This window comes from Roseixanthobacter glucoisosaccharinicivorans, assembly GCF_043195095.2.
Lineage (GTDB): Bacteria > Pseudomonadota > Alphaproteobacteria > Rhizobiales > Xanthobacteraceae > NCEH01.
Genome location: NZ_CM195538.1, coordinates 3,080,726 through 3,099,020, shown reverse-complemented (window position 1 = coordinate 3,099,020; position 18,295 = coordinate 3,080,726). Strand labels below are relative to the sequence as shown.

Genomic DNA, 18,295 nt, shown 5'->3' with positions numbered 1-18,295 from the left:
CTATGCCGCTTTCTCCATGCCTCGGTCGGGGGAGTCGCCCGGTGAAGACACGCGGTTTCTTGTTCAGCATCGCCCTGAGCCTGTCGGCACTGGTCGGTTGCGCCGGGGGCGCATTGGCGGTCCAGCAGGGGCCGGCGGCCGATGCCTTCTATGTGCCGCCCGCGCCGCTGCCGGAAGGCCCCGCCGGTTCCCCGATCTGGGTGCGTGCGCTTTCGGGCACCATGGCGCTGCCGAGTGCGGCGCGCAATCTGCTGGTGCTCTATCGCTCCGTCGATCCCGCCGGCCAGCCGGTGGCGGTGTCGGGGACCATATCGATTCCCAAGGGCACGCCGCCCGCCGGCGGATGGCCGGTGATCACCTGGACCCACGGCACCACCGGCCTTGCCGCCATCTGCGGCCCCTCGCGCGACACCGATGGCGGGCCGGAACACGGCTATATCGCCGATATCCGGGCGCTGCTCGATCCGTTCGTCGCCAAAGGCTATGCGGTGGTGGCGACCGATTATCAGGGCCTCGGCGTGGCGGGCTTCCACCCGTTTCTCCAGGGCGTGCCGAACGGCAGGAATGCCCTCGACATGCTGCGTGCCGCGCGCGTGCTGGAGCCGCAGATCGGGCCGAAATATGCCGTGATGGGCCACTCCCAAGGGGGGCAGGCGGATCTGTTCACCGCCGCCGAGGGGCCGTCCTACGCGCCGGAGCTTCAGCTGGTCGGCAATATCGCCATGGCGCCGGGCACCCATATCGCCGACCGGCTCGCGGCGGTGCGCGCGTCCGACAATGTGGAACTGGCACTGCCCTACGTGCTGTATACGCTCCAGTCCTACGCCACCACCGATAAGGCCATCGACATCGGCCGCATCCTGACGGCGAAGGCGCAGCCGCATCTCGCGGAGCTGCACCAGGGCTGCATGACCAAGGCTCTGACCGACAGCTATTGGGCCACCGCCGTCGCCAAGGACCAGTTCCTGGCGGACCCGGACCTTGCGGCCTTCCTCAAGATGGCGGCGCAGAACGAGCCGGGCGCGCTCTCCATTTCCGTGCCCACCCTGGTGATGCAGGGCACCGCCGACGTGACCGTGCGCCCGCAAGATACGGACGCTTCGGTGCGCGCGCTCTGCGCCAAGGGGAACGTGGTCACCTACAAGACGTTCGTGGGGAAGGACCACGACGGGGTGATGGCCGCCGGCGGCCCCGATGCGCTGGCCTTCCTCGCCGACCGGTTTGCCGGGGTGCCGGCCGCAGGCAATTGCGCGGACCTGCCCAAAGCGGCGCCTTAGCTCCGGAAGTCTGAGCCCGGGACTTCCGGGCCAGTCTCCCCGCCGTCGCGCGCGCTGGATGGCAAGCCCCGGGAGGGCTTTGGCCTTTACGGCACGTCCCGGGCGGCCTAGAGGAGGCCGCTTCAACAAGAGCCTACCTGCGGAGTACGCAGGAGTGGGCAGGAGAAGACCAATGGTTACGCTTACTTTCCCCGATGGCGCCCAGCGCGAGTTCGCCCCCGGCACCACGGGCGCCGATGTGGCCGGCGCCATTTCCAAATCGCTCGCCAAGAAGTCCGTCGCGATCATCCTCGATGACACGCTGACCGACCTCTCCGACCCGATCCTCGCGGACGCCCGGATCCAGATCGTCACCCGCGACGATCCCCTGTCGCTGGAGCTGATCCGCCATGACGCGGCCCATGTGCTCGCCGAGGCGGTGCAGAGCCTCTATCCCGGCACCCAGGTGACCATCGGTCCGGTGATCGAGAACGGCTTCTATTACGATTTCGCCCGAAATGAGCCTTTCACCACCGACGATCTGCCGAAGATCGAGGCGAAGATGCGCGAAATCATCGCGAAGGATCGCCCGTTCACCAAGGAGGTCTGGTCCCGCGAGGAGGCCAAGCGGGTGTTCGCCGCGAAGGGCGAGGCCTTCAAGGTGGAATTGGTGGATGCCATTCCCGAAGGCCAGGATCTTAAAATCTACAAGCAGGGCGAATGGTTTGACCTCTGCCGCGGCCCCCACATGCCGTCCACCGGCAAGGTGGGCAACGCCTTCAAGCTGATGAAGGTGGCTGGCGCCTATTGGCGCGGCGACAGCAACAATCCCATGCTCACCCGCATCTACGGCACCGCCTGGCACGACCAAGCCGCCCTAGACGCTTACCTCCATCGTCTGGAGGAAGCGGAGAAGCGCGACCATCGCCGCCTCGGCCGGGAGATGGATCTGTTCCACTTCCAGGAGGAGGGGCCGGGCACGGTGTTCTGGCATTCCAAGGGCTGGACCCTGTTCCAGAACCTCGTCGCCTATATGCGCCGCCGCTTGAAGGTGGAATATGCCGAGGTGAACGCCCCGCAAGTGCTCGACAAGTCTCTGTGGGAGACCTCCGGCCATTGGGGCTGGTACAAGGAAAACATGTTCAAGGTGCAGTCGGCCGGCGACGACACCGAGGACGAGCGCGTCTTCGCGTTGAAGCCCATGAACTGTCCTGGGCACGTGCAGATCTTCAAGCACGGGCTGAAATCCTATCGCGACCTGCCGCTGCGCCTTGCCGAGTTCGGCGCCGTGCACCGCTATGAGCCCTCCGGCGCGCTGCACGGGCTGATGCGCGTGCGCGGCTTTACACAGGACGATGCGCATATCTTCTGCACCGAAGAGCAGATGGCGGCCGAATGCCTGAAGATCAACGATCTGATCCTCTCCACCTATGCCGATTTCGGCTTCGAGGAGATCATCGTGAAGCTCTCCACGCGTCCGGAAAAGCGCGTCGGCTCGGATGCGGTGTGGGACCATGCGGAAGAGGTGATGACCCGCGTTCTCAAGCAGATCGAGGAACAGTCCGGCGGCAAGATCAAGACCGGCATCCTGCCGGGCGAGGGCGCGTTCTACGGGCCGAAGTTCGAATATACCTTGAGCGATGCCATCGGCCGGGAATGGCAGTGCGGCACCACCCAGGTGGACTTCAACCTGCCGGAGCGTTTCGGGGCCTTCTATGTGGACGCGGATGGACAGAAGAAGACGCCGGTGATGATTCACCGCGCCATCTGCGGCTCCATGGAGCGCTTCACGGGCATCCTGATCGAGCATTTCGCGGGCCATTTCCCGCTCTGGCTCGCGCCGGTGCAGGTGGTGGTGGCGACCATCACCTCGGAAGCGGACGATTATGCCGCCGAGGTGACGGCAGCGGCGCGCGCCCGCGACCTGCGGGTTGAGAAGGACATCCGCAACGAGAAGATCAACTACAAGGTGCGCGAGCATTCGCTGGCCAAGGTGCCGGTGTTGCTGGTGGCGGGAAAGAAGGAAGCGGCGGAGGGGACGGTCTCGATCCGACGGCTGGGCTCCAACGAGCAAACCGTCCTGCCTCTCGAGGAGGCCCTCGCGCTATTGGCCGCTGAGGCGACCCCGCCGGACATTCGGCGCAAGGCCGGCTGACCGGTCTTCTCGGGGGAGAGCCAGCGCCTCGGCCGGCTCTCCCTTCGAGCGAGCGATGTTGCCCCTGGCTTTTTTTGACCTGTTATTTCAATTCTCTTTCCTTTCGTTTGTGTCCCCCTATATTTTTTCTCGGCAATTCATCTGATCTTCTTCGGGTTAGATGATGGGGGAGCAAAGTATGAATAGCGCATCATTGCGGAGCAGGCTGCTACAGAGCTGTTCTTTCATTTTAATTCCGGCGACGATTGCAAGTGTTCCCGCTGCAGCAAGTCCGGAACTTCAATATATCAACCTGAATTATCCGGTCGCTGAGGCGAATTTTACCGGAATTCGCGGCGCCAATATTGTTGGTAATTATATCGTCCCGGACGGGAGCGGGGCCTCGGGCGGTATCCTTTACCGCACGGATACGCAGACCTGGGTGCCCATCCCCACCTCCACCGCGAACGGCGTCAATTATCCCGGCGTCTATACGGCCCTGCCTTATGGACCCACCTTCGGTTCGCCCGACGGGATCTTTCGCGTCGTCGGGTCCTACAAGACGACATCCACTTCCGGAAATGTCGGCTATCTTTTCGATGCCGCCGCTGCGCCAGGGGCGCAATATACCAACATCATCTATCCGTCCTCGAACGGCGCGACGGTGGCGAACACCATTCCGCACAGCCAGTTCGGCAATAATATCGTGGGCAATTACGACACCACGGAGGGCAGTGCGGGCGCCTTCATCTACAATGCCGTGAGCAAATCCTATACGCCGCTGTCGGGTCCCGGCGCCGTTGTCACCACCGCCTATGGCATTTATGGCGACAAGGTGACGGGTGGCTACACCGATACGCTGGGGCTGAACGCCCAGCATGGATTCCTTTACGATATCAAGACCGACACCTTCACAACCTACGACCATCCCGGCGCCATCACGACCCATTTTCAAGGCGTGACCGGCGGCGGGCGGCACGGTGAATACAACCTCGCCTCCGACTGGATGGACGCCCAGGGCGGCGCCCACGCCGCCATCCTTCACATCTACGCCGACGGCTCGACGCAATGGTTCGAGCTCGATGTGCCCGGGTCGACGCTGACCTCCGTCGATTCCATCTACGCCGGCAATGCGGTGGGCTTTTATTTTGGCCCGGACGGCATGATGAATTACTTCGTCACCGTGCCTGGCGTTTATGATCCGATCCGCAATACTGGGGAGTTGACCGTATCGCAGGCCGGCGGCACGGGAATTTCCGGCCTCAGCGGCGATGATATCGTCAATGACGGATCAATCCTCGTTTCGGGCGCAAATGCCGTCGGTATCAGTGCGGATACCTACGGGGTCGTCACCAATAACGCCTCCATCACCGTGACCGGCGCGGGCGCGAGCGGTGTTCAGCTCAATGGCCTCGACGGCACGCTGCTGAATGCCGGCCGCATTACCGCGGCGCCGGGGGCCAACGCCATTACCGCCGGCGCCGATGCCTCCGGGACCATGGTGGTCAATACCGGCGTGATCGACGGCCGCGTGGTGTTCAACGCGGGTCCCCAGGCACGCTTTGAAAACAGCGGCTGGCTCGGCATCAGCAGCGCCGGCGCGGGCGTCGCCCATCAGATGAGCGGCGTGTTCGTTCAGACATCGAGCGGCACGCTCGCCCTGCGGGTGGATGGCGCGGCCGCCGATCGGCTGGACGTCACCGGCGCGGCACGGCTTGGCGGCACGCTCGCGGCCTCCTTCGCCGGCACCGACGGCCTGCAGAAGAGCTATACGGTGCTGACGGCGAGCGACGGCGCAACGGGTACGTTCGCGAGCTTGGACGCTTCAGGCCTGCCCATCTTCTTCTCCACGAGCCTCGCCTATGGCACCAATGCGGTCGCGCTGAATGTCTCGTCCACGATGGCGCAGTTCCCCGGCCTCACGCTCAACGAGCGGGCTGCGGGCGCGGGCATCGACCGGGCGCTTAACGGTGCGCCCGGGTCCGCCCTCGGTACTTTGCCTCCCGGCCTCTCCTCCCTTTACAGCATCGGCGCCGGCCAGCTTCCGGCCGCACTGAAGTCGCTCTCGGGCGAAGCTTATGCGAGCGAGCAATCGGTGCTGATCGGGGACGGCATCTATGGGCGCGAGGCGATCCTGGGCCGGCTGCGTCAGGGCGCCTATGGCGCACAAAGCGGCCCCATGGGCGCGCTCGCCTATGGCGGTCCGGCCGCGCTGTCGTTTGCCGACCCGCAGGCGGCCGCGCAGCCCGCGCCCACCACCGCGCTCGGCGCGCTTGCTTATGCCACCAAGGCGCCGGCCGCAGCTCCAGCACCCGCCGGCGGCAGCACCACCATCTGGGCCCAGGGCTTCGGCGGCTGGACCAATCTTGACGGCAACGGCAATGCCTCCAGCGTGAGCGAGAGCATCGGCGGCATCATTTCCGGCGCCGATATCCGCGCCAGCGACTGGCGCATCGGTGCGGCGCTCGGCTATTCCCAGTCGAACGCGAACGTGGACGCGGTGGCCAGCTCCACCGAGGTCAACAGCATGCTGCTGGCGCTCTATGCCGGCACCAGCGCGGGCCCGTGGAACCTGCGGCTTGGCGCGAGCTACGCCTTCAACCAGATCGACGCGACGCGCACCGTGGTCGTTCCGGGCCTGGCCCAGCAGGCCAATGCGCAATATGACGGCGGCACGGCGCAAGTGTTCGGCGAAGTCGGCTACGGCTTCGCGGTTCAGTCGGTGGCGCTGGAACCGTTCGCCGGCCTCGCCTGGGTGCAGCTCAACACCGACAGTTTCACCGAGAGTGGGCTGGTGGGGCCGCTGTCGGGGGCATCCACGTCCTCGGGCGTGGGCTATTCCTCGCTCGGCCTGCGTGCGGCAACCTCGATTGCGCTGTCCAACGGCATGGTGCTGGCGCCCCACGCCTCGGCGGCCTGGCAATATGCCTTCGGCGATGTGGATCCCACGGCGCAGCTGGCGTTCCGTGGCCTGCCGGGCTCGACCTTCACGGTTGGCGGCGTGCCGCTGGCGGAGAATACCGCGCTGCTGGAAGTGGGAGCGGACCTCAACCTGTCCGCCCAGGCGCGTGTCGGCTTGTCCTATGTGGGCCAGTTCGCCGATGGCGTCACCACGAACGCCTTCCAGGCCAATCTCGCCTGGAGGTTCTGAGGACTCCTCCTGCGCCGGCGCGTTCGCCGCCGGCGCAGATCAAGGACTGCCATCACCTGCTCGGGCCTTGTGCCTTTTCTTGGATGGCTTGCTCCCCGTCGCAGGCCGCGGGCCGGCAGTGCAGCAGCGCGCAGGGCCGAGCATATCCCAGCGGTTCCCGCCGGCGCCTTCGAGGGAAAAAGCATCCATCTGCACGCTGATCCACGTGAGCGAAGGTGCAGATGGGTCGTCATCCCTGTCCTATTCTCGCGGATATGTGCTTAAAATATCACGCGACGCAGCGTTTTACCTTTCAGGCCCGCAAGTCCCAGAAATCGAACATATCCGGCTAGATTTCGGATGCTGCTCTGATAGGTCTTTAGGACATTGTGTGCGCTGTGGTGGGTTTTCATGAAAAAGACGAATAAACGAATCCATCTTCTTTCTTCTTGCGCCTATTTTGCCGTTGCGGGTGCGGCGGTCTGCACGCTAGGGGCAGGCGCCCACGCCCAGCCGCCGGCGCCCACACCGACCCCCTACACGACGTTGAATTACGGAACCACCGGCACCTTCCTCACGGGTATTCGCGGCAATACGATCGTCGGCAATTATGTGGTGCCGGGCACCACGGCCACCGGCGGGCTGCTTTACAATACGGTCACCGGGCAATGGTCGGCCATGCCGGTCGCCACCGCGAACGGCGTGAACTATCCCGGCGCCATCGGTTCCTCGCCCTATGGACCGAGCTTCGGCAACCAGGGCGGCGTGCTGCGCACCGTGGGCAGCTATATCACCACGGCCTCTTCGCCCTATGATCTCAGCTATCTTTACGACGCCGCGGCGGCGCCGGGGCAGCAGCTGACCGGGCTCGCCTATCCCAGCCCGATGGGAGATCAGACCCTCTTCACCATCGCCCACAGCACGTTCGGCGATCAGGTGGTGGGCGATTACGACACCCGCCTCGCGACCGGCAATGCGATGATCTACACGATCTCCACCGGTACCTATGCCACCAACAACAAGCCGGGCGCGGCCAGCACCACCGCCTACGGCGTGTATGGCAACATGATCGCCGGCGGTTATTTCGATGTGCCGGGCGGCGGCATCGGCGCCGAGCACGGCTATCTCTATAATCAGACCACCGGCACCTGGACCCAATACGACCATCCCGGCGCCGTCGTCACACATCTGGAGGGCATCACCGGCGCCGGGCGATCCGGCGAATACAATATGGTGGCCGACTGGGTGACGGTGGACGGCGAAGTGCATGCCGGCGTGCTGCACGTGGACGCGCTGGGCATTCCCACCTGGTATGAAATCAATATTCCGGGCGCCTCGCTCGTGTCTTCCAACTCCGCTTATGGCGACACGGTGGTGGGCATTTATCTGACCCCCGGCTCCACCACGCCCAACGGCTATGTCGCGACCATCGCGGGAATCTACAATCCCATCCGCAACACCGGAACGCTCACCTCCAGCGCCGACAATGACGCCGTCCTGTCGGGAAGCATCGGTGACGACATCGTCAATAGCGGCACCATCAAGGTCAGCGGCAATGGCGGCATCGGCATGCGCGGGGAAACCTATGGCGTGCTGACCAATACCGGCACGGTCACGTCCAGCGGCATCGCGGGGGCGGCGGTGGACCTGCACGGCCTCTACGGCACCTTCCTGAATTACGGCACCTTGCAGACAACCATCGAGTCCGACGCGGTGCGGAGCGGCCCCGACGCCACCGGCACCGTCATCGTCAATATGGGCATCATCGACGGCCGCATCGCTGCAACAGCGGGGCTGGACAAGAGGTTCGAGAACAGCGGCTGGCTCGGCGTCAGCGGCACCGGGCCGTCGATCACCCATCTGTTCGGCGGCACCTTCGTCCAGACCTCGGCTGGCACGCTCTCCTTGCGGGTCACGCCGGGCAGCAACGACTTCTTCGGCATTGCCGGCGTCGCGCGGCTCGCCGGCACGCTGGAGGTTCCCTTCGTGACCTCGGCGCTGTCGAACAGCTATACCTTGCTTGCCGCCACCGATGGGACGACGGGCGCCTTCGAGACGCTGACCACTCCCGGGCTCCCCACCTATGTCAGTGCGGCGCTGGCCTATTCGGGCACCAATGTGGCGCTGAACCTGACCTCGCAGATGGCGCGGCAGGCCGGTCTCACGGCCAACCAGTCCGCCGTCGGCGGGGCGGTGGACTTCGGTTTCAACAGCGGGATCCTCCCGAACGGCACCACCCCCGGCGCTGTGGCGCTCAACGGCCTCTATAGCTTGAGCGCGAGCCAGCTTCCGGCCGCACTGAAGTCGCTTTCGGGCGAAGCTTATGCGAGCGAGCAATCGGTGCTGATCGGGGACGGCATCTATGGGCGCGAGGCGATCCTGGGCCGGCTGCGTCAGGGCGCCTATGGCGCACAAAGCGGCCCCATGGGCGCGCTCGCCTATGGCGGCCCGGCCGCGCTGTCGTTTGCCGACCCGCAGGCAGCCGCGCAGCCTGCGCCCACCACCGCGCTCGGCGCGCTGGCTTATGCCACCAAGGCGCCGACCGCAGCTCCGGCTCCCGCAGGCGGCAGCACCACCATCTGGGCCCAGGGCTTCGGCGGCTGGACCAATCTTGACGGCAACGGCAATGCCTCCAGCGTGAGCGAGAGCATTGGCGGCATCATTTCCGGCGCCGATATCCGTGCCGGCGATTGGCGCATCGGCGCGGCGCTTGGCTATTCCCAGTCGAACGCAAATGTGGACGCGGTGGCCAGCTCCACCGAGGTCAACAGCATGCTGCTGGCGCTCTATGCCGGCACCAGCGCGGGCCCGTGGAACCTGCGGCTTGGCGCGAGCTACGCCTTCAACCAGATCGACGCGACGCGCACCGTGGTCGTTCCGGGCCTGGCCCAGCAGGCCAATGCGCAATATGACGGCGGCACGGCGCAAGTGTTCGGCGAAGTCGGCTACGGCTTCGCGGTTCAGTCGGTGGCGCTGGAACCGTTCGCCGGCCTCGCCTGGGTGCAGCTCAACACCGACAGTTTCACCGAGAGCGGCGCGTTTGCCGGGGTTTCCGGCGCGTCGTCTTCGGCGGGCGTGGGCTATTCCTCGCTCGGCTTGCGGGCGGCAACCTCCATCGCGCTGTCCAACGGCATGGTGCTGGCGCCCCACGCCTCTGCGGCCTGGCAATATGCGTTCGGCGATCTCGACCCAACCGCGCAGCTCGCCCTGCGCGCCGTGCCCGGTGCGAATTTCACCGTCGGCGGCGTGCCGCTGGCGGAGAATACCGCGCTGCTGGAAGTGGGCGCGGACCTCAACCTGTCCGCCCAGGCGCGCGTCGGCTTGTCCTATGTGGGCCAGTTCGCCGATGGCGTCAGCGTCAATGCCTTCCAGGCCAATATCGCCTGGAAGTTCTGACCGCAGCCTCCTGCGCGCCCGGCGGCGGTGCCTCGCCGGGCGAAGTCAAGAATTGCGGATGGCGCTGAGCAACCGGTCGCCGAACAGCATGAAGATGACGCCCGCCATGATGATGAGGGCGCCCACCAGCTTCACCGGAGTCAGCCTGCGCTCGATCAGCCCGACCAGCCCGTAATGGTCGAGCAGCAGGGATGAGATGAGCTGGCCGCAGATCACCAGGGCCAGCAGGCTCGCAAGGCCGATCTTGGGAACCAGATAGATCGAGCCGATGATGAAAGCAGCACCGAGGAACCCGCCGCACAGCTTCCACAGCGGCTGGCTTGGAAGCGCCGCCAGCGCTGCGGGAATGCCGCCTTGCGCCACGGCGACGACGGTGAGGAACGCCGTGCCCACAAGGAAGGAAAACAGCGCGGCGAGAATGGTGTTGTGGCCGAAGGCCTGGGCAAGCTGGTTGTTGATGGGCGCCTGAAGCGAGATGCATGCGCCGATGATGAAGGCGGCGGCCAGATAGAGGGTCGTCACATGCAGGCTCCGGATGGGGCGGAAAGGGGCGGGGATCTCACTTGTTGATGACCTCGACCTCACGGTCCTTGCCCGCTTCCACCTTGAAGTCGCGGCTGATGACCTTGCCGTCATTGCGGGCGATCGCGGTGTAGTCGCCCTCGCTGAGAATGACCGTGGGCAGGGCGCCGATGGATTCCTTGATGGTATCGCCGCCCGGCGTCACGACCGACCATTGGGTGTTGGCCTGGGCGTCCCCACCTTTCTCCGCCACCAGCTTCAGCACGATCTGCGCCGCGCGGTGGTGGAAGGTGGCATCCGTGAGCTTGCCGGCCTGGACGTTGACGTCCGCCCGCACCACCGCATTGGCGTCCCCATAGGTGGAAACCACGTGATAGGTGCCCTCCGGCAGGAGCACCACGTCGCCGGCATTGGCGCCACGATAATAGGGCTGGGTGGACGTGCGGCCCTGGAGGAACGAGCCTTCGTAAATGTCGAAGGTCAGTTTCTGGCCCGGGATGATCTTGGATTCCACGTCGGCCTGAAGCCGCAGGCCGCCCGCCGGCAGAATGAACTGCTCGCGCCGGGCCACGGCGCCCACTTGCAGCCGCTGGGCGGCGGTGGAGAACCCGTAGGTGACATGCACGATGTAGCCGCCGGGACTGAGAAAGAACACCGGGGCGGGATCGGTGCTCTCGGCGACGAGGGGGAAAGCGCCGGAGGCTTCGGGCGTATCGGCGAACACGCGCCACATCAGCCCATGGGGAATGGCGGGGCCGTCGGCGCTGAAGCGCGCGAACACGCCGACCGTGGTCTTGCCCGCGGGCGCGGCTGGAAGCACCGCGTGCGGTTCGCGGCTGGGGACTTGCCCCTGCGGCGTGGTGCGCAGGCCGGGATTGGCACCGAGCGCCGGCGGAGCGGAGAATGCATCTATCGGCGGCGGCGCGGGGGTCGCACCGGCAAACGGCATCGCCTGGCCGAAAGCCGCGCCATTCGCCAGCGCGGCGGCCACAAGCGGGAGCAGCAAGGGAATCAGCCAGTTCCACCGGCGGCGGGCGGCTTCGATCTTTCGGCGCATGGCTCCTCACGTGCATCGAAACCGCGGCGGTTTCAAGTCACCACACCGACATTGCGCTCCTGGCGGGCATTGCGCCCTTGGCGGGTGGCCCCGCTTCCGGCGCCGGATCGCGCAAGGAGCGCTATGTCGCTTTTTGCTGCCGCGCCCGGCGTGATAAGGCAGGCGCGGAAAATCCGGACGCCGCTCATCCCGGCCATCTTCCTCCTGCCGGCCGATGCCGGGCGGCGCTGCGTCCGGCGATTGCTTGAAGGCTTGCCATGTCCGATATTCTTGAGGTGCTTCGCACCCGCCGTTCCACCCGCATTGTCGATTTCGCCGCGCCCGGCCCGTCGGCGGAGCATCTGCACGAGATGCTGACCATCGCCGCCCGCGTGCCGGACCATGGCAAGCTCGTGCCCTGGCGCTTCATCCTGCTGGAAGGCGACGGGCGGGCCCGTGCCGGAGCTGTGCTCGCCGACGTGCTGGCGCAGGTGGATCCGCAGGCCACGCCGCGCCGCGTCGAGGATGAGCGCAACCGCTTCCTGCGCGCGCCCGTGGTCGTGGCGGTGGTGTCGAGCGCGGCGCCCCATGTGAAGATCCCGGAAATCGAGCAGGTGCTGTCTTCCGCGGCGGTGGTGGAAAACCTGCTGATCGCCGCGACCGCGCTCGGCTATGGGGTGACCTGGCTCACCGAATGGCCGGCCTATGAGCCCAAGGCCCGCGCGGCCCTTGGCCTTGCCGAGCATGAGCGCATCACCGGCTTCGTCTATATCGGCACCGCGACGCAGAAGCTGGAGGATCGCCCGCGGCCGAACCTCGACGAGATCGTGACCCGCTTCTGAGCAAGGGCGCCCCCACAGAGGGCTGGCGCCAGGGAGGGCAGGCGATGGTGTCGTTCAAGACACGGATGGAGGCGTCCAAGCAATTGCTCATCGCCGCGCTGGACGTGAGCGCGCGGGCCAATCCCGTGCGCCGCATCCGCAAGGCGCTGCGGCTCCTGTCCACCGCATCCGGTGCGCCGGTGCAGGAGGATCGCGACGTGCTCGGCCCCGCCCTCCGCGCGGTGCGCCTGCCGTCCGCCTCGCTTTCCGGCGGGCCGGTGTGCCTGATGGTGACGGCGGCGGCGGACGGGCGGGTGTTCGGCCATACTCTGCGCCTGTGTGCGGACCTGAAGGCGTGCGGCATGCAGGTGGTGCTGATCATCGCCACCGACCGGCCCGACCTCGATTGCCTCGATCCCGGCCCGCAGGTCGCCGACGCGGTCATCACGCGGGAGAACCACGGCTATGATTTCGCGGCCTGGGCGGCCGCCTTGCGCTATCTGCCAGAGGTGTGGGCTGCACCCGAGGTGCTGTTCGCCAATGACAGCGTCTACCATGCCACCCCGGCGCTCGCGGCGACGCTGGAACGCATGCGCGCCAGCACGTCGGACGTGGTCGCGCTGACCCAGAGCGCCGAATTGGCCCCGCATTTCCAGAGCTATCTGTTCCTCTACCAGGCATCCGCGCTCGCCCATCCCGAAGCCCGCGCCTTCTGGGGCGAGGTGCGCTCGCTCGGCGACAAGCTCCAGATCATCCGCGATTACGAGGTCGCGCAGCGCGCGGTGCTGGAACGGGCGGGCCTTCGCGTCGACATCCTGTTTCCGGGCGCCCCGGGCGCCCAGGGCGAGAACCAGTTGCACCAGGGTTGGCGCGCGCTGATCGCCGACGGCTTTCCCTTCGTGAAGGTGCAATTGCTCCGCGACAATCCCTATGGCGTGGATCTCGCCGGCTGGCGGGGCTTCCTCGATGGGGCCGATTTCGACGTCAAGGAGATCGCCTTTCACCTCGGCGCCGGCCGCGACGGCGCGGCCGCTCTGCTGGAGATGCGCTAGGACCAATCGCCATTCAGCGGCATGTCGGATCGTCGCGGCTCTCACCGCAGATGCACCCGAATGTCTTTCATCGCCAGGGAGTCATCTTTCGCGCGTCATGGCCGGGCTTGTCCCGGCCGTCCACGCCGGGCCACCCGCGCGGGGCCTTGAAACGCTGATGCCAGCGCGGCCGCGTGGATGCACGGGACAGGCCCGTGCATGACGATGCGCTGCTTAAATGGCGTCAACCCATGAATGTCGTTCCGTCCCAGGCAGCTCAGCCCGGCGGCATGCCGACCGGCTGCCCGCGACAGGGCAGGGAGCGTTCCGTGACCATATAGATCACCAGGTCGGGCTTGAAGCGCTCCACCGCCGGCCATTCGAACTTGCAGGCGCTGTGATGCATCCAGGCGAAGCGGCTCGCCACCCGCTCCAGCAGGCGCGGCCAATAATGCTGCGAGAAGGAATCGCCGATCACCAGGATGCTCGGCCCCGCATGCCCGGTGGAATAGGCATAGGGCTGGAACGGATCATCCGCCGGGCGCTCCGGCATCAACCCCTTCAGCGGGGTCAGCACCGGCTTGGGATTGGAGGCGATCTCGCCATAATCCTTGTCGCCGGTGGGGTTCGCCTCGCCGAGATAGCGGGCAAGATCGCCCGAGGGCGCATCCTGCAAGGGGCCGATCGCCGTATCGGGCGCGATCTCCAGGTCCGGCCGGCCGGCTGCGGCCATCATGGCATTGAAGGCGAGCACGGAGCTGCGCTGATTCCAATGGGTGTCGGTGCGGCGGAACACCGGCCCCTGCGCCTTCGCCTCGATGAGAATGGGGCGAAGGTCCACATAGGCGATGCCGCGCTTTTCCATCTGCTCGGTGAGGAAATCGAGCTCGGTGGGGTGGGTCATCTGCCCGCGCGCCCAGGCCGGCAGCTTTTCCGGCAGCACGGTGGCGGCATTGGGCGGGGAGGAGACCACGAGCTTGGCCCCGCGCGCCTTCAACAGGGCGTTGAGGCGCGAGAGCGTGTCGGCGAGCTCGGTCATGGGCTTGATGCGGAACAGCCGGCCCAGCGACTGCTCCAGCGTCTGCTCGCCGGTGAAGAACATCTGCCCGCCCTCGCCGAGCAGCACCGGCCGCTCACGGGTGGATTTCATCGCGCGCAGATAGGTCGCATTTCCGGCCATCACGATGCCGCGAAAGCCGTAACGGCCGTTGATGAAGGGGTCCAGGCGCTCGGTGGCATGCACCCACCAGCGTTCCTGCGGCGTCGTCATCAGGCGTACCGGGCCGGGCAGGTCCGGCATCACCAGCCCGAGCGTCGGCAGCGTCAGCACCGCCAGGAAGAAGAAGCACCACCAGCGGCGGTAGGCGAGCAGGAGCGACATGCCGCTAGAACCGGAAATAGAGGAAGGGGCTGTAATTGGACGCCCCCACCGTGATGAACGACAGCACGAACAGCACCAGCATGATCAGGCTGTCGCACGCCCCATAGGCGAGCCGCCGCATGTTGGGCGAGAGCGGGCCGGCGGGCAAGGTGGGCAGGCCATACATGGCGAGCGGCCAGGCGAGGATCATCACCGCGATGGTCAGCGGCTGCAGCGCCACCAAAAGGCCCGGCGCCAGCGGCCCGAAGCCGTTGAGGCCCACCAGCCCGGCGAACACGTCCATCGCCTGCGGCAGGCTGAGCGCGCGGAACCACACCCAGCCGAACAGCACCACCAGCAGCACGTAGAGATGGCTCAGCACCTTGGGGCCGGCGGCGAGCGCCTTGCCGAAGCGGGTGCGCTCGAGCACCAGGAACGCGCCGTGGTGCGCGCCCCAGATCACGAAGGTCCAGCTTGCCCCGTGCCACAAGCCGCAGAGCAGGAACACGGTCCAAAGATTGAGCGCGGTGTGCAGATGGCCGTGCCGGTTACCGCCGAGCGGGATATAGACATAGTCGCGGAACCAGCTCGACAAGCTCATGTGCCACTTGCGCCAGAAATCGGTGATCGACAGCGCGCCATAGGGCAGGCGGAAATTGCGCGGGAACTTCAGCCCCATGGCGAGGGCGAGGCCGATGGCCATGTTGGAATAGCCGCCGAAATCGAAATAGATCTGCAGCGCGTAGGCGAGCACGCCGATCCAGGCAGTGAAGAAGTTCGGCATGGTGGTCTGGTCGAACACCATGGTGGCGAGCGGCGCCACCTCGTCGGCGATCAGCACCTTCCAGGACAGGCCGATGACGAAGATGCGCAGGCCCGCCGAGACCCGGCCCACCGTGGTGCGCCGCTCCCGGATGCGGTGCGCGATGGTGGAATAGCGCACGATCGGCCCCGCCACCAGCTGCGGGAACATGGTGATATAGACCGCGATCTCCTCCAGCCGGCCGTTGGCCCGCGCGCGGCCGCGATACACGTCCACGAGATAGGAGATGGCGTGGAAGGTGAAAAAGGAGATGCCGAGCGGCAAGGCGAGGTGCACCACCGGCACCGAGACCCCGAGAGGCTCCAGCAGCACGTTCAGGTTCTCGGCCAGGAACCCGGCATATTTGAATACGATGAGCCCGGCGAGATTGAGCGCCACCGCGAGCGCCAGCATCGGCAGCCGCTTGCCCGGCGGTCGCGCGCCCAGCACCTGCGCCAGAACGAAATTCCCCAGCATGGAGGCGGCGAGAACGAGCAGGTTGAACAGGCCGCCCCAGGCATAAAACACAAGGGAGAAGCCGAGGAGAACGAAGTTCTTTGCCCGAATGCCCGGTGTCGCGAAATAGCAGACCAGGAAGGCGGGCAGGAAATAATAGAGGAATGTAACGGAGGAAAAGACCATTTCACTCTATTCTCGGGCCGCGCCGGGGCGCGCTGGTCAAAATCAGTAGACGAATTGCTCGCGCAGGATGCGCTCGTCCAGGCTGTGGTCGGGATCGAACAGCATATCCATGGAGGATGTCGGATCGAGCCGGGCGGATACGCTGACGATGTCGCGCACCTCGTAATGGTCCGCCACCGCGCTGACCGGGCGCTTTTCCGGTTCGAGCACCGAAATGTCGATGCGCGCCTTGTCCGGCACCAGCGCCCCGCGCCAGCGGCGGGGACGGAAGGGCGAGATGGGCGTGATGGCGAGCAAGGCGGTGCTCAGCGGCAGGATCGGCCCATGGGCGGAGAGATTATAAGCGGTGGATCCGGCGGGGGTCGCGACGATCATGCCGTCGCAGATCAATTCCTCCAGCCGCACCTTGCCGTCGATCGAGACCCGCAGCTTTGCGGCCTGATAGGTCTGGCGCAGCAAGGCCACTTCGTTGATGGCGGGCGCCTGATAGCGAATGCCGGCACGGTCGACCGCCTCCATGATGAGGGGGTGGATGACCACATGCTGGGCGGCGGCGAGCCGCTCGCGAAGCGCGTCCTCGCGATAGGTGTTCATAAGGAAGCCGACGGAGCCGCGGTGCATGCCGTAGATCGGCACGCCCCGGTCGCGGAAGGCGTGCATGGTCTGGAGCATCAGCCCATCGCCGCCGAGTGCGACGATCACGTCCGCATCGGCTTCGGCGACATCGCCATAGCGGTGAATCAGGCGCGTGCGAGCGGCCTGGGCCTCGGTGGTCTCGCTGGCCACGAAGGCGATCTTTTCGAGGCGTCGGCTGGGCTCGCTCATGCGGACGGTCGCGCGGCGACCCCTTCTTTCGGTGCCGGCACAGCACCCGCGCCTTTCGTATCGGTCCACGCCGCGCTTGTCGAGGCAGGCCGAAGTCGCGCGAGTTCCTTCTCTTCATCTGCGTCGGGCCACCGGATCAGCGGCCGGATCCAGGCCACCGCGACGTATGAAGGGGCATGCGCGGCCATGTCTGATCAAGGGGGCCTTACGGCACTCCGCCGCTCACGATCAAGCGAGCGGCGGAGCGGTTTTCGGAAGGCTCAGCGCACGGGCGGGGCGTATTGGATGCCGCCGGTGCTCCAGAGCTGGTTGATGCCGCGCGGAATGCCGAGCTTGGAGGCGGCGCCCACGTTGCGCTCGAACACTTCGCCGTAATTGCCCACGGCCTTGACGATGCGCACCGCGAAATCCTTGGTGAGGCCGATCTGCTCACCGTAATTTCCGTCGGTGCCGACGAGGCGCTTCACGTCCGGCTTTTCGGACTTCAGGGCCTGGTCGAGATTGGTGCTGTTCACGCCCAGTTCCTCGGCGTTCAGCATGGCGTAATGGGTCCACTTGACCACATTGAACCACTGGTCGTCGCCCTGGCGCACCACGGGGCCGAGCGGCTCCTTGGAGATCACGTCGGGCAGCACGATATGGTCGCCGGGCTTGGCGAGCACGAGGCGCAGTGAATAAAGCTGCGACACGTCGGTGGTGATGGTGTCGCACTTGCCGCTCTCATAAGCCTTCACCAGCTCGTCGGAGGAGGGCAGGGAGATCAGCTCGAGCTTCATGTTGTTGGCGGCGAAATAATCCGTCGCATAATTGGCCGCGGTGGTGCCCGCCTGGACGCAGACCTTGGAATTGTCCAGTTCAAGGGCCGAGGTGATCTTGCGCGCCGAGCGCACCATGAAGCCCTGGCCGTCATAATAGGTGATGGGGCCGAACAGCAGGCCGAGCTCGCCTTCGCGCTGCAAGGTCCAGGTGGAATTGCGCGAGAGCACGTCCACCTTGCCGTCCTTGAGCGCGGCGAAGCGCTCCTCGGCGTTCAGCGGCACGAACTTCACCTTGGAGGGATCGTTCAGCACAGCTGCGGCGATGCCGCGGCAGAGATCCACGTCGAAGCCGGTCCACTTGCCGGTGGAATCCGGATTGGAGAAGCCGGGCAGTCCGCGGCTGACGCCGCACACCAGCTCGCCGCGATCTTTGACCGCCTTGAGCGTCTGCGCGCTCGCGCCGTGCGCCGACAGCGCCACGACGGCGCCGGTCAGCAACGCCAGGAGTGTCTTCATGAATCCCGCCCCATTGAGGTGATTGGAAGTAAGAAGAAGCCGCCGCGGATGCGGCGGCCATTGCTG

12 protein-coding genes are annotated in these 18,295 nt (G+C 66.0%); 6 read left to right on the top strand and 6 right to left on the bottom strand.

Annotation, left to right across the window (positions count from 1 at the left end; genetic code table 11):
• The first annotated feature begins 41 nt into the window (after positions 1-41).
• The 4 genes from V5F78_RS14305 (at position 42) to V5F78_RS14290 (ending at position 9,916) form a co-directional block, all read left to right on the top strand.
• A complete protein-coding gene (locus V5F78_RS14305) occupies positions 42-1,277 on the top strand; it encodes an alpha/beta fold hydrolase (RefSeq protein WP_394071388.1) in 1,236 nt (411 codons plus the stop codon).
• Between the two features lie 172 nt (positions 1,278-1,449).
• Positions 1,450-3,411, top strand: coding sequence for a threonine--tRNA ligase (gene thrS / locus V5F78_RS14300; protein WP_394071389.1), 1,962 nt, complete (start codon positions 1,450-1,452; stop codon positions 3,409-3,411).
• Between the two features lie 421 nt (positions 3,412-3,832).
• On the top strand, positions 3,833-6,541 hold the full coding sequence (locus V5F78_RS14295; RefSeq protein ID WP_509276237.1) for an autotransporter domain-containing protein: 2,709 nt from the start codon (positions 3,833-3,835) through the stop codon (positions 6,539-6,541).
• A gap of 390 nt (positions 6,542-6,931) precedes the next feature.
• The gene (locus V5F78_RS14290) at positions 6,932-9,916 is read left to right on the top strand and encodes an autotransporter domain-containing protein (protein ID WP_509276236.1); all 2,985 of its coding nucleotides are present in this window, start codon (positions 6,932-6,934) and stop codon (positions 9,914-9,916) included.
• Between the two features lie 45 nt (positions 9,917-9,961).
• On the opposite strand, the gene V5F78_RS14285 is transcribed toward V5F78_RS14290, so the two are convergent.
• Both V5F78_RS14285 and V5F78_RS14280 read right to left on the bottom strand, forming a co-directional pair.
• The gene (locus tag V5F78_RS14285) at positions 9,962-10,438 is read right to left on the bottom strand and encodes a DMT family transporter (RefSeq protein WP_394072554.1); all 477 of its coding nucleotides are present in this window, start codon (positions 10,436-10,438) and stop codon (positions 9,962-9,964) included.
• A 37-nt stretch (positions 10,439-10,475) separates the two neighbouring features.
• Positions 10,476-11,495 carry an RgsD C-terminal domain-containing protein gene (locus V5F78_RS14280; RefSeq protein WP_394072556.1) on the bottom strand — a complete coding sequence of 340 codons (1,020 nt, stop codon included), beginning with the start codon at positions 11,493-11,495 and terminating at the stop codon, positions 10,476-10,478.
• A gap of 257 nt (positions 11,496-11,752) precedes the next feature.
• Here V5F78_RS14280 and V5F78_RS14275 point away from each other — a divergent pair, with 257 nt between their 5' ends.
• Positions 11,753-12,316: a nitroreductase family protein gene (locus V5F78_RS14275; protein ID WP_394072558.1), complete on the top strand. Its 564-nt coding sequence runs from the start codon at positions 11,753-11,755 to the stop codon at positions 12,314-12,316.
• Between the two features lie 44 nt (positions 12,317-12,360).
• Positions 12,361-13,347 (top strand): rhamnan synthesis F family protein, encoded by a 987-nt coding sequence (locus V5F78_RS14270; RefSeq protein WP_394072560.1) that lies wholly within the window; start codon positions 12,361-12,363, stop codon positions 13,345-13,347.
• Between the two features lie 256 nt (positions 13,348-13,603).
• Here the strand turns inward: V5F78_RS14270 and V5F78_RS14265 are convergent, their stop codons facing one another.
• The 4 genes from V5F78_RS14265 to V5F78_RS14250 all read right to left on the bottom strand — a co-directional run bounded on the left by V5F78_RS14265 (position 13,604) and on the right by V5F78_RS14250 (position 18,229).
• A complete protein-coding gene (locus V5F78_RS14265) occupies positions 13,604-14,707 on the bottom strand; it encodes an alginate O-acetyltransferase AlgX-related protein (protein ID WP_394072562.1) in 1,104 nt (367 codons plus the stop codon).
• 4 nt (positions 14,708-14,711) lie between these two features.
• Positions 14,712-16,130 (bottom strand): MBOAT family O-acyltransferase, encoded by a 1,419-nt coding sequence (locus V5F78_RS14260; protein WP_394072564.1) that lies wholly within the window; start codon positions 16,128-16,130, stop codon positions 14,712-14,714.
• 42 nt (positions 16,131-16,172) lie between these two features.
• The gene (locus tag V5F78_RS14255; protein WP_394072566.1) at positions 16,173-16,955 is read right to left on the bottom strand and encodes an NAD kinase; all 783 of its coding nucleotides are present in this window, start codon (positions 16,953-16,955) and stop codon (positions 16,173-16,175) included.
• Between the two features lie 260 nt (positions 16,956-17,215).
• Positions 17,216-18,229: an amino acid ABC transporter substrate-binding protein gene (locus V5F78_RS14250; protein WP_394072568.1), complete on the bottom strand. Its 1,014-nt coding sequence runs from the start codon at positions 18,227-18,229 to the stop codon at positions 17,216-17,218.
• Positions 18,230-18,295: the final 66 nt, after the last annotated feature.

Bases quoted from the DNA above. Each gene is read 5' to 3' on its own strand.
- V5F78_RS14265 (WP_394072562.1), bottom strand. From the start codon at position 14,707: ATGTCGCTCCTGCTCGCCTACCGCCGCTGGTGGTGCTTCTTCTTCCTG.
- V5F78_RS14255 (WP_394072566.1), bottom strand. From the start codon at position 16,955: ATGAGCGAGCCCAGCCGACGCCTCGAAAAGATCGCCTTCGTGGCCAGC.
- thrS (WP_394071389.1), top strand. From the start codon at position 1,450: ATGGTTACGCTTACTTTCCCCGATGGCGCCCAGCGCGAGTTCGCCCCC.
- V5F78_RS14280 (WP_394072556.1), bottom strand. From the start codon at position 11,495: ATGCGCCGAAAGATCGAAGCCGCCCGCCGCCGGTGGAACTGGCTGATT.
- V5F78_RS14270 (WP_394072560.1), top strand. From the start codon at position 12,361: ATGGTGTCGTTCAAGACACGGATGGAGGCGTCCAAGCAATTGCTCATC.
- V5F78_RS14290 (WP_509276236.1), top strand. From the start codon at position 6,932: ATGAAAAAGACGAATAAACGAATCCATCTTCTTTCTTCTTGCGCCTAT.
- V5F78_RS14260 (WP_394072564.1), bottom strand. From the start codon at position 16,130: ATGGTCTTTTCCTCCGTTACATTCCTCTATTATTTCCTGCCCGCCTTC.
- V5F78_RS14250 (WP_394072568.1), bottom strand. From the start codon at position 18,229: ATGAAGACACTCCTGGCGTTGCTGACCGGCGCCGTCGTGGCGCTGTCG.
- V5F78_RS14275 (WP_394072558.1), top strand. From the start codon at position 11,753: ATGTCCGATATTCTTGAGGTGCTTCGCACCCGCCGTTCCACCCGCATT.